At 39.3% G+C, this 14,960-nt stretch carries 10 protein-coding genes; 7 read left to right on the top strand and 3 right to left on the bottom strand.

Annotated features, from left to right (window positions below; genetic code table 11):
- The first annotated feature begins 299 nt into the window (after positions 1-299).
- The 4 genes from GJB62_RS08735 to GJB62_RS08725 all read left to right on the top strand — a co-directional run bounded on the left by GJB62_RS08735 (position 300) and on the right by GJB62_RS08725 (position 6,360).
- The gene (locus GJB62_RS08735; protein WP_114085353.1) at positions 300-2,885 is read left to right on the top strand and encodes an adenylate/guanylate cyclase domain-containing protein; all 2,586 of its coding nucleotides are present in this window, start codon (positions 300-302) and stop codon (positions 2,883-2,885) included.
- Between the two features lie 498 nt (positions 2,886-3,383).
- Positions 3,384-3,875, top strand: a complete 492-nt coding sequence (locus GJB62_RS08730; RefSeq protein ID WP_114085352.1) for a hypothetical protein — start codon at positions 3,384-3,386, stop codon at positions 3,873-3,875.
- 523 nt (positions 3,876-4,398) lie between these two features.
- The gene (locus GJB62_RS37985; RefSeq protein ID WP_258551491.1) at positions 4,399-4,521 is read left to right on the top strand and encodes a hypothetical protein; all 123 of its coding nucleotides are present in this window, start codon (positions 4,399-4,401) and stop codon (positions 4,519-4,521) included.
- Positions 4,522-5,256: 735 nt separating this feature from the next.
- The gene (locus GJB62_RS08725) at positions 5,257-6,360 is read left to right on the top strand and encodes a response regulator (protein WP_114085351.1); all 1,104 of its coding nucleotides are present in this window, start codon (positions 5,257-5,259) and stop codon (positions 6,358-6,360) included.
- A gap of 244 nt (positions 6,361-6,604) precedes the next feature.
- Here the strand turns inward: GJB62_RS08725 and GJB62_RS08720 are convergent, their stop codons facing one another.
- Positions 6,605-7,576 (bottom strand): SGNH/GDSL hydrolase family protein, encoded by a 972-nt coding sequence (locus GJB62_RS08720; protein WP_114085350.1) that lies wholly within the window; start codon positions 7,574-7,576, stop codon positions 6,605-6,607.
- A 356-nt stretch (positions 7,577-7,932) separates the two neighbouring features.
- On the opposite strand from GJB62_RS08720, the gene GJB62_RS08715 reads away from it, so the two are divergent.
- The 3 genes from GJB62_RS08715 to GJB62_RS08705 all read left to right on the top strand — a co-directional run bounded on the left by GJB62_RS08715 (position 7,933) and on the right by GJB62_RS08705 (position 10,902).
- On the top strand, positions 7,933-9,285 hold the full coding sequence (locus tag GJB62_RS08715; protein ID WP_114085349.1) for an OB-fold nucleic acid binding domain-containing protein: 1,353 nt from the start codon (positions 7,933-7,935) through the stop codon (positions 9,283-9,285).
- A gap of 202 nt (positions 9,286-9,487) precedes the next feature.
- Positions 9,488-10,084 (top strand): hypothetical protein, encoded by a 597-nt coding sequence (locus GJB62_RS08710; protein ID WP_114085348.1) that lies wholly within the window; start codon positions 9,488-9,490, stop codon positions 10,082-10,084.
- 287 nt (positions 10,085-10,371) lie between these two features.
- A complete protein-coding gene (locus GJB62_RS08705) occupies positions 10,372-10,902 on the top strand; it encodes a hypothetical protein (protein WP_114085347.1) in 531 nt (176 codons plus the stop codon).
- A gap of 446 nt (positions 10,903-11,348) precedes the next feature.
- Here GJB62_RS08705 and GJB62_RS08700 read toward each other — a convergent pair whose 3' ends face one another.
- Positions 11,349-13,088: an ABC transporter permease subunit gene (locus GJB62_RS08700; protein ID WP_114085346.1), complete on the bottom strand. Its 1,740-nt coding sequence runs from the start codon at positions 13,086-13,088 to the stop codon at positions 11,349-11,351.
- Positions 13,089-13,173: 85 nt separating this feature from the next.
- Positions 13,174-14,502 (bottom strand): nitrate/sulfonate/bicarbonate ABC transporter ATP-binding protein, encoded by a 1,329-nt coding sequence (locus tag GJB62_RS08695; RefSeq protein WP_114085345.1) that lies wholly within the window; start codon positions 14,500-14,502, stop codon positions 13,174-13,176.
- Positions 14,503-14,960: the final 458 nt, after the last annotated feature.

Raw genomic sequence — 14,960 nt, 5'->3', positions numbered from 1 at the left:
GTAGCATCTCAAAAATAGGTCTGGATCTGCTCACTATGGGATGCAGATAATATTGTTTTATCGTTTAAATCAGGGGTCTGACCCTCTATTCATCATCTGTATGCGTCAGTAGGAAGGGGTTCTGGTCAAAATATGGTTGTTAGTAATCAACTTCCACCCTTATTCACAGGATGACGCTAGCTAAACAAGCGATTAAACTATGGATAATATCAAGGCTATTGTTGCTTTTAGCACAACTTACATAAATTTCATCGCATTCTTAAATTTAAAATCTCATCCTGCTATATAAAATATCAGTTATGTCAGTGTATCAAGGAAGTTATGGGGAAACCACCGATTTGATTATTGGTGTTCACAACCAAGAAAACCTCGAATTACCAACAAATTCTGCTCCTGTCGGCGCTCTTGCCACAAGGAAAGGAAATTTTTCTACGTTTCTTGCTCCCCTGACTCAGGATACTTTTAAGCAGGTCGTTCAGGATGTCGAGCAAAAATTACAGATTGTCCATCAAACCCTATCAATGCTGGATTCTCAGGGGTTTGAAACTCTTCTGCAAGAAATGTTGCATTCGATTACCCTGAAAACCGGGGAATTACTGGGAGCAGACCGGACAACGATATTTTTATTGGATGAAGAAAAACAAGAACTCTGGTCGATTTTAGCTGAGGGGGAAGGCGATCGCTCTTTAGAAATTCGTATCCCCGCCAATAAAGGAATTGCTGGGGAAGTCGCTACTTTCAAACAAGTTATCAATATTCCCTTTGATTTTTATAACGATCCGCGATCGCATTTTGCCCAAGAACAAGAAAAAAGAACTGGCTACCGCACCTACACCATGTTGGCTTTGCCACTGTTAAATGAACATGGGCAGTTAGTTGCAGTAGTACAATTACTGAATAAATTAAAATCTGGCAATAATCACGCCGCTCCCCTTGCAGAGCGCGTTGATACCAAAGGTTTTCTCTCTGCTGACGAACAATTATTTCAAGAATTTGCCCCTTCAATTCGCCTAATTTTAGAATCCTCGCGCTCTTTTTATGTCGCCACCCAAAAACAAAGAGCAGTGGCGGCGCTAATGAAGGCCATCAAGTCTCTCTCTCAAAGCAGTCTCGACTTAGAAGACACCCTGAAGCGGGTGATGGATGAAGCCAAGGAACTGATGAATGCCGATCGCAGTACACTATGGTTAATAGACCACGAACGTCATCAATTATGGACGAAAATCACTCAGGATGATGGTTCAACTAAAGAATTACGAGTCCCTGTAGGTAAAGGCTTTGCGGGTATAGTAGCGGCTTCTGGCAAGAAACTGAATATTGCCTTTGATTTGTACGACGATCCTGATTCTGATACAGCCAAACAACTCGATCAGCAAAATGGCTATCGCACTTGTAGCTTACTTTGTATGCCAGTATTTAACGCCGATCAACAACTGATTGGCGTTACCCAACTCGTAAATAAAAAGAAAACTGGTGATTTTCCCGCTTATAATCCAGCTGATTGGCCCAAAGCTCCCGACTGCTTCCAAGCTAGCTTTGACCGCAACGATGAAGAATTTATGGAAGCTTTTAATATTCAAGCCGGAGTAGCGCTGCAAAATGCCCAGTTGTTTGCCACAGTCAAGCAACAAGAACAAATGCAACGAGATATTCTGCGTAGTCTTTCCAATGGAGTGGTTTCCACTGATAAAACTGGCTTAATTATCGCCGCGAATGAAAGCGCTCAACGTTTGCTAGGACTGGGAGTAGATGAACGTTTAGAAGGTAAATTAGTTAATGATGTCATTGGTATCAAAGAAGGCGACTTCAGTAAGTGGTATCAAGATGCTTTACATGCAGTTGACTTAAAAGGCCGCCAGCAGTATTACCCCGATCGCACACTCCTAACAACTGGTACAGAGCAGCACAGTATTAATTTATCCATTAACACAATTGCCGATGCCAGCGACAACGAGCAAGTCCGGGGAGCGCTGGTGGTGATGGAAGATATCAGTGATGAGAAGCGGCTCAAAAGTACTATGTACCGCTACATGACCCAGGAATTAGCAGAAGAACTGCTGAAATTAGATGATGCTAAACTTGGAGGCGATCGCAAAGAAGTTTCGATTTTATTTTCTGATATTCGCGGCTACACCACTTTAACGGAAAACTTGGAAGCAGAAGAAGTGGTAAGTATGCTCAATGAATATTTTGAATCAATGGTGGAGGCAGTCTTTAAACATAAAGGCACGCTTGACAAATACATCGGCGATGCGATTATGGCTGTGTTTGGTTCTCCTCTGGCATTAGAAGAACACGCTTGGATGGCAGTGCAAACATCCTTAGAAATGCGCGTTCGCCTGCACGAATTTAATCAACGTCGCTATGTAGATGATAAGCCCAGAATTAAAATCGGCATTGGTATCAACTCAGATACCGTAATTAGTGGGAATATTGGCTCTAGTAAACGGATGGAATTTACCGCCATTGGTGATGGTGTTAATCTTGGCTCTCGATTAGAAAGCGTCAGCAAACAATATGGTTGCGACATTATTATTAGCCATAACACTTTTAAACCCTGCCAAGATAATATTTGGGCTAGGGAACTAGATTACATTCGTGTCAAAGGCAGAAATGAGCCAGTAGCTATATATGAATTACTGGGTTTACGTTCCAACCCGATTGAAAGCGAAAAATTGCAAGTGATTGAGCATTATCACAAAGGACGCGAGTATTATCTCAAACGCGATTTTAACCGTGCTAGGGCTGAATTTGCCCTAGTTTTAGCAGCAGATAACCAGGACAAAGCTGCTATGTTGCATCTTTTACGTTGTCAACATTGGTTACAATCACCTCCAACAGAGTCAGATTGGGATGAAGGTGTCTGGACATTTCAAGAGAAATAAGTGACTTTGCTAAATCTAACCACTAATTATCATCTTTCTCGTTTCCGGCTTATCAGAAAAATGGGTTTAAAACCCCGTGTTTACTTTGGCTACGCTCAGTAACCATCCAGCACGGCTTTAAAGTAATGAGTAATGAGTAATAAGTGGATGAAAAATGGGTATTTACTCATTACTTGTTACTTATTACTCATTACTCCTTCTTAAGAGTGCGTACCCTTCTCCTGACGGAGACGCTGCGCGAACGGGAACGCCAAGGGCGAACACGGCGGTGAGGATGTCAACGCTGGAAACTTAAGACAAATTGGGTATTTATTAAGAAGCAAAATCTATTTAAATTATTTTTTAAAATATCTTAATATTTCTAAATTAAGTTTAAAAAATCTTGGGGTTGGATTAAGAATCAATTAAGATAAGTCACTTTGTAAAGGTTAGTTGATATTTCTTGTCAAACTGCTGGTGAAGTTAGAAACTAAGAAATACAACACACGCAATTATTTTATGACTGCTATTTCTAGCCTTGAATTCAAACGACCAATTTGGCAAACCGCTATAATATTGACTTTGGGCTTTTGGCTCAGTGCTAGTTTAGTTTTAGACTGGGTAATTATGCCTAGCCTTTATCTTTCTGGCATGATGAGCCAAGCTGGTTTTACAACAGCAGGCTATACGATTTTTTGGAACTTCAATCGGATGGAATTATTGTCTGCTGCTGTAGTACTGACAGGGGCATTAGCTTTGGGTAAAACCCAATATCACTGGCGCATTGGCAGTATTATTTTATCTGGACTGCTGCTAACTATAGCTGTGCTTGACACTTATTTCTTAACTCCGCAAATGTGCGCCATAGGAGTTCAGCTAAACCTATTTGAAGCAGCAGCAGCTATTCCATCGACCATGAATTTATTACACGGTAGTTATTGGGTACTGGAAGTAGTTAAGTTGGTGGCTGGTGGCACACTTTTAAGCTGGTGCTGGCGGGAGCAAGTTTAAGTAGATGGAGAATTATAACGGTGAGAATATTTACTTATAAATCTCACACCAAAGACGCAAAGAAATTCTTTGCGTCTTTTTGCTACATATACTTTATGGGTTAATGAATGCAATGTTTACGATGGCTACGCCTACGCGGGCAATTTTATATTTATATTGGTGACTTTTAAAGCTTGAGATTCTTCGGTTAAATTGCTATTATAAAATGATTCATTTATCTATTAAGTGTAATTAAATAAGCAAGCGAAATTATCTTTTACTGTACATTTTCAGCCCTCCCGGATATTAGAGCAAAAAAATACTAAAAGATAATATTAATTAGTTTTCATGGTTACTTTACTGATTTATCATAAAGTTTAGATATTTCTTCTAACTTTTTTTGAAAATTATAGTAATCTAAATTTTAGTGAGTACGTTACTTGTTATCTACCATCTAGCTAGGAAATAGCTATTTTGCAGGTATGTACTACTAATCAAGAATTTCGCTGTAAGTTCTTGAATTTGTCACTTCAAATTGTGCCGGGTGAATATTTTGCCCCAAACAACATTAGAACCCGTTTCCAGTACTTATGAAGAGATTCCCTTCTGCTGGTTTGGTCGCCTGTGCATCTCACCACACACCATTATGGCGACAATTGCCAGCTAACTCATCCTTGGTCGGAGGTTTCCCATTCTTGTTGTGCAATTGGTAGTTTTGCCCAGTCCCAACACTAAGAGTTGCTCTACAAGCTCAAGACCTAAGTAAGATATTGGGCTTTTTAAATGCTTAGTTTTTAATAATACTTTTTCTCTTGATGAAGTTTCCCTTAAGAATAAACTTCTAGTAAAAGTACCTGACAACTTTAGTTATGGCAACCAAAACATTGCTATTAAATCCATAAAAGCCTTGATAGAGGAGCTTTTTAGTCTACAGCACTGGAGATTTTGATTGTTCCAGACTTAAGTATGAGAGGCAAAAAAAACTTTTCTAAGAGAACTAAAGTATCTGCAATTTTAGGCTACTAGATACGGATAACAATGATACTTTTGTGACTGATGGGCGAGAGCCAATAGTCTATCTGTTGCACTTGAGTTACTGTTAGATTGGCTAGATTAGCAAAAGATACAGAAAACCAATCTAGTTTTTGAAATACTATATCCTGGCAACCAGTCGGGCCATTTTGCTATTGGGCAATAATATGGATTGGTTTAGTTGTAATTCGTGCTTTCTAGCTTAACAGAGATTGGTTAATTAAGAGTTGGGGGGTGTGGAATCTCTGTACTAACTCAAATGTGACCGCTATATTTATCTGATAGTGCTTCCAACCAAGTCGCAGTGAATTCCGAAAAGGTAATTCACTAATTTCGCCTGCAATGTTAATTTTATTCCAGAGCTATCCCAATGAAGACACTTCCGATTAATAGATACAGATTTTTTCAAAAGCTCCAGCCTTTATCTTTGTTGAAAAAAATCACTGGTAAGTCTGTTACTGGTTGTTTGCAGGTATTTAGCACATCAGGCTCTTGGTCAATATATGTAGATGAAGGTAAACTAATTTATGCCTGCTACTCAGAGAAAATGTTTGAGCCACTTTACAGAAATTTGCAACGTTTGAGTCAGCAAATTTCTACTCTCCCTCGTGAAATTCACGAACAGTTACGGGCGATATTTGAAACTGGGATTGAAAATCAGGCAATACCGAACCCAGATTATTTGGCTATTTGTTGGTTAGTTAATCAGAAATATATCAGTCCCTTTCAAGCGGCGATGCTGATAGAACAGTTGGCGCTAGAAGTTCTGGAGTCATTTCTGAACTTAGAAGAGGGGAGTTATGAATTTATTCCTGAAAGCTTTCTAGATGATATGCCAAAGTTTTGTCATCTGAATCTCCGCTTACTGGTTGAACGATGTCAAACGCCCCAAAGCGTTGGCGTAGCCTCTCCTAGAGAAGCAGCCAATCGTCAGACTTCGCCAACTTCTCAATCACACCCCTCAGAATTGTTCAAAATCAATGAGCTAAAACCTAAGAACAAAAGTAGACCAAACTCTTTTAGAACAAACGGCTATAGACCACCAGTCTACTCTATTAATACTAATGAACATAGGGGTCAGCGAACTACCGAACCTCCTGTTGACAAAAAAATTTACACCATCTTTTGTATTGATGACAGCCCTACAGTATTGAATACTATTCAAAGTTATTTAGATGAGCAAACCTTTTGTGTTGTGGGAGTTACCGATTCTTTACAAGCTTTAATGCAGATTGTTCACACAAAACCCGACATTATTTTATTGGATATTTCGATGCCTAATTTAGACGGATATGAACTCTGCTCTTTGCTGCGTAAACACTCAAATTTTAAAAATACACCTGTGATTATGGTGTCAGAAAAAGTAGGATTTATAGATAGAGCTAAAGCTAAGATGGTCAAAGCATCAGGCTATTTAACTAAACCTTTTACACAAGGAGATTTACTAAAAGTAATCTTTAAACATATTATTTAATTTTCTAATATAATAAACAACTGTACTTAATCAATATATTTTTTTGAGATTTAAGGTTGAGCATTATTTGGATGGCTAGTATTCTAGTTATATAAGATTGTCTGATTTAATTTAAATTAATAATTATTTCAACTATAAGAATTACCATTATATTAAGATAATGAATACGAAATAAGCTATATAAATTAATTTTCATGAGTGGAAAATCACTGAATACGAATATTTTCTGGTAGAAATGACGACTTTAGTAGGTCTGAGTAATTGGTATCTCCCTTAGTATTTCTAAAAGCGATCGCTCCATAATTTCGCTGACAACTTTATTACCTTGCAAATTGAGGTGAATGTGATCGTGATACAAACCTTGCGGGTTGTTGGTTGAATTGAATATCGGTAAAAAGTCTACATAGTTAATTTGCTGGGCTTTAGTAAAATCGCTCAAGCGTTGGCGGGCTTTAATTTCATAATCGCGGGGGCCTGGTTCAGCAATTTCTCGCAGTAAGGGAGTCATAACTAGTAAAAATTGGCTGTTGCTTTGGCGAGTCAGGGCTTGTATTTTGCCGATCGCTTCCAAATTAATCCCCACGCGATCGCCTGCTTCATTTTGCACCGCTTTCATTTCAGGAATTGGCTTCTGCTTGACGATATAACGTTGCCACACTTCCGCTAACGCTAGGGGAGGTTTACTATCGGGATAGTTGCGATCGCGTCCTACCGGTAAAGAAGTGGGAGGAGTAGCAAACAAATCATCGGTATTAATTAATAACACCACTGCTTGCGCGTTGAAATGGCTAAACTTCTCTAAATAGGCTAACTCGTTCCTTGGCCCCCAAGAGTTAGCTGAAGCATTCAGCACTTCTACTTCCTGATAATTACGATGAGTGGATGATGCTAAAGAACGCATCATGATCGCCGATATGGTATTAGTCTGATCTGTCCACCAACCACCATTTGCAATAGAATCCCCTAACAGTAAAACTCGCAGCGTAGAAGGCGCGGGTGTTTTATTTATCGCACTACCTCGCATAGAATACTCATTAATTTCAATGCGATTACCAAAACGACGGGTACGCTGGTTAGGAGCCAATAAATAGCCAATCTGCTCATCACCAATGTAAATTAGGGGATTACCAAAGCCAAAGAGCGATCGCAGTCCGATCTCGACTATCATAAATAATCCCAGAGCTACCGCCAAAATTACGATCAGCGCCACTTTCACCTACCCACACCCTTTAATACCGTGTTGCTTCTCAACGATACTAACTGACACATTCGGCATTGGAAAGAGGTACAGGGGTGAGGTGTAGAAGGCAAAACTTTCTTTGCTCCCCTGATTTCATCCACTCTCCTAGCATTTGAATTAAGGGGATTAATATGTATTGGAATCTGTTTATAAGCTTTAAAAACAGCAATTACATGGCTATTAACTGTTTACCTAATATGTCTACTTTTGTGTAAGAGTATAGCAGTGTTTTCTAGTGATATAATTTTATATCACCAGTATTACTATGACTACAATTTTTATCATTTTATCAATTAATTAATTTCGCAAATTTTTTTCGGGGGTAAGGTAGGATGATCAAAATAGCCACACGTAAATATTTAGGCAAACAAAATGTCTATGACATTGGAGTTGAGCGTGACCATAATTTTGCACTCAAAAATGGCTTTATAGCTTCTAATTGTTTCAATAAATCCCATTCGACCGCCTATGCTTATGTAACTTATCAGACAGCATATTTAAAAGCTAATTATCCATTAGAATATATGGCGGCCCTGTTAACGGCTAACAGTGGCGATACCGATAAGGTACAGAGATATATTACCAACTGTACAAACATGGGTATTCCCATAGATCCGCCAGACATTAATCGTTCTGGTGTTGATTTTACGCCGACATTGGGAAAGATTCTGTTTGGCTTTTCGGCGGTGCGTAACGTGGGACAGAATGCGATCGCCTGTATTTTAGAAGCGAGAAATGAGACAGGAGAGTTTAAATCTCTCGCTGATTTTTGCGATCGCGTGGATTTACGTGCTGTTAACCGTCGGACTCTGGAATCGCTGATTTACTGTGGAGCCTTTGACAAAATTGAATCCAACCGCCAACAGTTAATTAACGACTCAGAATTAGTGTATGATTGGGCACAATCTCGCGCCAAAGACAGAGCCAGTGGACAAGGGAATCTCTTTGACTTATTAGGCGATGGATTTTCTTCTACTCAAAATAAAAGAGCAAATAATGCCTTTGAAACTGCTCCTAAATCTAAACCTGTGACCGATTTACCCCCACAGAAAAAGTTGCAGATGGAGAAAGAATTATTAGGTTTTTATGTATCAGATCATCCACTGAAATCCTTACGACAAATAGCACCACTTTTAACTCCAATTAACCTTTCGCAATTGGGAGAGCAAAGGGAAGACACAAGGCTTTGTGCAGTTGTGATGTTAAATAACGTCAAAAAAGTGGTTACAAAAAAAGGCGATCAGATGGCAATTTTGCAAATAGAAGACCTAACCACACAATCAGAAGCTGTAGTTTTTCCTAAAACTTATGAACGCATTAGTTCCTTACTTCAAGTTGACACAAGATTGATTATTTGGGGGAAAGTAGACCGACGCGACGAGCAAACTCAATTTATTGTTGAAGATGCAGAGCCAGTGGAAACAGTACAAATGGTAATGGTAGAGTTAAATCCCCAGCAAGCAGGTGATATGGAAAAACTACACCTCTTGAAAACAATTTTGCAAGAACATTCAGTAGATAAAGAAAAGGCAAAAATGCCAGTTATTGGAATTATCCAAACTGAAAAATCTCGGAAACTTGTTCGCTTGGGTTGGCAATTTTCCGTACAAGATTCCAGAATAACCGTCCAAGCTTTGCAAAATGCTAGTTTTCCTGCTCATATCAAATCGCTCACTGGTAGCTAATACCAGAAGTGAAAAATCTACTAATACTGAAAAACACCTGAAAAATTAGTTTTATTAAACTGTCAACAGTAAATTGCCTTAAGTATTCAGGGTTAAAAGCGTTTTTTTAGTTACTTATGCGGATGATAATTTCCTTGAGGGAGTGGTATCTTTTTATGCTAATACCCTTAAGGCTGCGACCGGGGGAAGGAGTTAAAACTTGATGAGTGTAAATGAGCTACATAAATTTGTTTCGTACTGTAAAAGGATTCAACCCCAAACTCACGAGGACATTCAAAAGTTTTTTGAAGGAGTAATCTTATTTCCTTATGATAAGGAACTTCTACTGCAAGCTTATTTATTTCTGAATATTAAAGAGTTGTTTCCCTCGTGCGCTGAATTGCTGTTATTTGAAAAATCTCCAATTTCAGATTATACAGATTTAGGAAAGTGTGATTTTGTCTACCTGACTTTTAAAGGTAGCCTGTATTTAATTGAAACTAAGTTTATTGATACCGAAGCAACAGGAGCTACAGAAAGAAAAAGAAGAAATAAACACAGAAATAAGGTATTTGAGCAAGTTATTACTTTAAAAGGCCGATTTAGTGAATATTGGAATATGAGGCTAGAACAATTAGAGTGTGGGGTTTTCACAACAGATCCAGAAGTTGCTTGGCGAGGAAATGGTGTGAACGTCACATCTAAATCAATATCTATAGATCAGCTCGAAAAATGGCGAAGAAGTTATCACACTAGTGAAAGATTTTTATCTCATCAAGATGCGCCAAAATTTGAGGGGAAGGTTAATTTGAAAAGTTAAGCCTTGACTGAAGAGACAAGATGTAAAGCAAAAATCCCATTGGATTTTAGCCGTGGAAGTGTTAAATCGCATCAGCTAAGTAGTCAGACAGAATTAATTCCCCAATGTCATTGCAAAGAGAAGCGAAGGCTCACAATGACTATAAATATTTTTGTCCGACTACTTATCGATTAAATTTGCCAGATAGCTAAGAGCAATTTCACCTTTGTCAAATTATCAGCAACCATAGCCCGGAAAACGTGTCAGATTAATTGAATAAGTACCAAAAGTCTGACAGGAAGATACTAATGAGAATTTTGGCTGCTACTGCTGTGCTAGCTTCCTCTTGGCTAATATCTGGGGTTATATGTTCTGAGCCAATCGCCGCTACCTCTGGTGTAGCACAAAATGCCAAACCATTTCCTACACCAACAAGTCTGAAAAAGATTACTGTCAGTAACGCTGAGTTTGGGCTAAAGAGAGTTGACTCCAAAGGTAACGTTACCATTTTTCAGACAACAAGAGTGCCACTTCAGCAGGGAAACGCCTACGGGTGGCGGATTAAACTCAAAGACTACCAAGGTGAAGTAAAATGGCGCGAAGTGTTGCGTTTACCAAAACCTCCAGAAACTTGGGGTACAGATAGCGGTGAAGACTTCTCAATGTCACCAGACGGAATGACATCTGTGACACGGCGTACACAGTCGGCTCCAGAGGGTGTAATTGAGAATTTTTGGACGATTACTCCTGGCGATCCGGTTGGTAAGCATAGAATAGAAGTCTATATTGATGACCGTTTGATAAGTACTTTCGAGTTTGAAATTATCCCAGTGAAGTAAATGTAAGCTTTTCCACATTTAACTTGCATAAGTGGGGCGCTCATGTTGCCAATCCCACAGAGTTTGATTTAATTCGATTATGTGAATTAAGTGTTTTTCAGCTAAAAAGAAGAGGCTTGCTCTGAGAGGATGTTTTAAAAATCCTCTTATCGGTATCAAAAGTTCTAGATCCCTCTAAATCCCCCTTAAAAAGCAATACAGTTCAGTTAAGCATTTCTTTCTTCTCTTTGCGTCCTACCCTGCGGGTTCGCCCTTGGCGTTCTCGAAGAGTAGCCACTTCGTGTCTATGCGTCCTTCTCTAACGAGACGCTGCGCGATGGCGGTTCGTTAAAAAAATTGACTTTGACAAAGAGCTTTAGCCTTAACTGAACCGTATTGCCTTAAAAAGGGGGGCTTTGATTCCCGTTCCACCCTAACTCTAGGGCTGAAGCCCTGACTACAAACCTTTAAACCAATAATTGATATTTCTCTTGAGCTAAATTGTAAAGAGGTCGCCAAACTAAACGATTGGTCAACACCACTAATAGAGACATAATCACTGTCGAAGCTAATAATAGTGAGAAATTGCCTGTCGCTGTGGCGTGAGAAATTGTTGCCCCTAATCCAGAAGTACTAATTACTCGCCCTTGAAATGTAACATACTCACTGACGATACTGGCATTCCAAGCGCCACCAACGGCGCTAATAATTCCTGTAATTAGGTAGGGGAAAATTGCAGGTAAAATTAAGGTTCGCCAACGTTGCAAACGTGAGAGTTTATACACCGAAGCTGCTTCGATCAGGTCTGAGGGAATCGACTGTGCCCCAGCAATGACATTAAACAGGATATACCACATTGTCCCTAGCATCATCAGAGCGATCGCACCAATCTGCAAACCGCCAGCGATGCGGGTTAAACCTAGCAGTAGCACTGGAAATAAGGCTGTTGCTGGCACAGAAGCGGCGATTTGTACCAATGGTTGCAATACTTGAGCCAACCGTCGATTGCGACCAATTGCAACTCCCACGGGTACAGTCCACAACAATGATAATATCAAAGCAATTATCACTCGCAATGCCGTTAACATAGCGCCCTTTATTACCTGTTGCCAATCATCCCAAGCTAGAGTCCGTAATAGTAGCACGGCTTCCCAAGTACCCCACAGGATAATTAAGCTGAAGCCACTAACAAATATCCAATTTAAAAAACTCGGCAAGTTGAGGTTGCCTTTGGCATTTATAGGTACTGAACGCACGGGAAACGACCGAATTAAACTGTCGTCTAAGGCTGTTTGTAATGGCTGAAAAACGCGATCGCTAATTGCGCGTAAAGTAGGCGATCGCCTGAAAGTATCCAATATCCAAGATTGGGGTGCATTTTCAGTTTCAATCATCTCTAACTTAAATCTTTCTGCCCAAGCAATCAGTGGCCGCCACACAAAAAAATCAGTTGCCACAATGATCGCAATCAGTAACCCCAAGCCCCAAAATATCGCTTTAAAGTCTCCTTTGTTGGCTGCTGTGCCTAAAAAAGAGCCTAATCCTGGTAAACGAAAATCTTGATTCCCCAAAGTAAATGACTCAATGGCAATTAAAAAAAACCAACCTCCAGCCACCGACATTACACTATTCCATACCAAACCAATCACACCAGATGGTAACTCTAATGTCCAAAAGCGTTGCCAAGGATTAAGCCGATAAACCCTTGATGCTTCTAATAATTCTCGCGGAATACTTTGAAGAGATTGGTAAAAACTAAAAGTCATATTCCAAGTCATACCAGTAAAAATTAGCAAAATTGCTGCTAGTTCTACACCAATTCTCTGACCCGGAAACAGGGAAATCAAAGCTAGTACCACACCTGGTAAAAAAGACAATACTGGAATCGATTGCAGAATATCCAACATCGGAATTAAAATCCGTTCTGCCATTCGAGAGCGATAAGCAGTATAAGCATACAAGAGGGTAAAAATTAGGGATAAAAAGTAAGCCAGTCCCATACGAATCAAAGTTTGGGCTGTATATCCTGGCAAAGCATTGATGTTTGTAGAAATTGTGAGTTCAGGTTCAAAAGTACCTGTAAATTTAGAAGCAGTTCTAATAATTGCCACAATGAAAGATAAAATTACCAGAATCAGCAATCCATCTTGCCAAGTCCAATTGCTACGTCCTAGAGTTTTATTAGCAGGAGTAAGAGGTCGGGTCATAAACAATTAAAAATTAAAAATTAAAAATTAAAAATGAACAAAGCCATTCATAGTAAATACTGTAAAGGCGTACATCTGCACACCCTTACGAATTAACTACGGCAGCTTGCTCTAAAAATATTTGTCCTGATGGCTCATCGTAGCCGTATATTTCGGCATAACGACCCCAATCTACGACGGTTTTTAATTGTCGTTCGGCTTCTTCTGGGCTAAAGTGACTTTCTAGGATATCTAATACCAGTTCTTCTGGAATGCGTTGATTATTTTTAGCTTCCAGAAGACGGTAAATTTGCTGTACCAAGCGAATATTAGCTAAGAGTTGCGATCGCATGATTTGTTTGCGTTCATCAATACCACCATTGATAAATTCGTGTCCGACTGGCTTCAAGCTAATATCGCCTTCTGCAAGTTCTACAAAATCCATTAATTTTGCAGCTTCTACAATGGGTAAAATATCATCTACTTCTAATTGCAATTCTTGGGCCAGTCGATATAAGTCTTTTTCTTGACGATCTTCTAAAAGTTCCAAAAGACCGGCAATAGAACCAGTTCGCACAGATGGTAAAGATTGATATTTTGCTGGTGGTGTTGCAGGTTCTACAGAGGTAGTCGTTGTTAGCTCAATTTTTTCTAATTCGGGGTTGGTGATGATTGTATAAACTCGATCTACCAGGGCTTGAAAAGTTGGATGTTTGCGATCGCGGTAATGGGGTAAAGTCACAGGTAAGTCAGCCCGAATTCTTCCCGGATTGCGTCCAAGAACAATAATTCGATCCGCCATAATTACCGCTTCTTCAATCCCGTGGGTGACAATGAGAATAGCTTGGGTGGGTATGCGACGTTCTAACCATAAATCTAATAATTCAAACCGCAAGTTTTCTGCCGTTAGCACATCTAATGCCGAAAATGGCTCATCCATACATAACAGTTCTGGTTCTACGGCCAAAGCCCTAGCAAATCCAACTCGCTGACGCATTCCCCCAGAAAGTTCTTTGGGATAGGCATTTTCAAACCCATCCAAACCAATAATATCAATCATTCGTAGCGCCTTTTGCAGTCGAGAATCTGGCGCTTCTCCTTTTGCTTTTAAACCTAGTTCCACATTCTCTAGTACAGTTAACCAAGGATAAAGGGCAAAACTTTGAAAAACAATTGCTACCCCAGGATTTAAACCAACTAGGGGACGGTTATGATATACGACTTCACCTTGACTGGGGGGAATTAACCCAGCAACTATCCGCATTAAAGTAGATTTGCCTGAACCGGAAGGCCCTAGCAATGCAACGATCTCCCCTGGACGTAACTCAAGATTGATATTTTCCAGGATGACAATCTGTTGGCCGTTGGGCTGCTGATAAGATTTGCTGACATTTTTTAGGACGATCAGCTGTTCGGTTGCTGTTTTAAAGACCATAACTCTTTTTGTAAGAAAATAATTAAATATAATCTCATGTTGAGGTTATTTTACAGTTAAAGCAGACTAAAAATATTTGATTCCGCAATTTGAATCGTACTGTAGCCTAACGAATCGTTTGCATCGTCAGAAAATTAGCTACAAGATGGCTAAATTACCCGCTAATGCTAACAGGAGTCAGTAATCATAATTTGGAAAGTATTTAATATGATTGGTATATTTATTTCATAAAATGTTATCTTGATTGTTTGACAATTATGACTAAGGATTTATTACGATAAATCCATTAATTGCAGCAATATAATAATCGCACGCCTGAATATTAAAAGAAAGAAATTACTATAACTTGTTCTATAGGAATCATATTTAATTTCTGAAAACATTCAGTACAACTGAAAGAAGCTTCTTGCCTATTGCCTCTTACCTCCTACGCAAATAATTATGGCTACGCCACGCTG

It is taken from the genome of Nostoc sp. ATCC 53789, from assembly GCF_009873495.1.
Classification (GTDB): Bacteria; Cyanobacteriota; Cyanobacteriia; order Cyanobacteriales; family Nostocaceae; genus Nostoc; species Nostoc muscorum_A.
The sequence above is the reverse complement of the archived record's forward strand: the minus strand, read 5'-3'. Positions and strand labels throughout refer to the sequence as shown.

Bases quoted from the DNA above. Each gene is read 5' to 3' on its own strand.
- GJB62_RS08730 (WP_114085352.1), top strand. From the start codon at position 3,384: ATGACTGCTATTTCTAGCCTTGAATTCAAACGACCAATTTGGCAAACC.
- GJB62_RS08705 (WP_114085347.1), top strand. From the start codon at position 10,372: ATGAGAATTTTGGCTGCTACTGCTGTGCTAGCTTCCTCTTGGCTAATA.
- GJB62_RS08735 (WP_114085353.1), top strand. From the start codon at position 300: ATGTCAGTGTATCAAGGAAGTTATGGGGAAACCACCGATTTGATTATT.
- GJB62_RS08710 (WP_114085348.1), top strand. From the start codon at position 9,488: ATGAGTGTAAATGAGCTACATAAATTTGTTTCGTACTGTAAAAGGATT.
- GJB62_RS08695 (WP_114085345.1), bottom strand. From the start codon at position 14,502: ATGGTCTTTAAAACAGCAACCGAACAGCTGATCGTCCTAAAAAATGTC.
- GJB62_RS08715 (WP_114085349.1), top strand. From the start codon at position 7,933: ATGATCAAAATAGCCACACGTAAATATTTAGGCAAACAAAATGTCTAT.
- GJB62_RS08700 (WP_114085346.1), bottom strand. From the start codon at position 13,088: ATGACCCGACCTCTTACTCCTGCTAATAAAACTCTAGGACGTAGCAAT.
- GJB62_RS08725 (WP_114085351.1), top strand. From the start codon at position 5,257: ATGAAGACACTTCCGATTAATAGATACAGATTTTTTCAAAAGCTCCAG.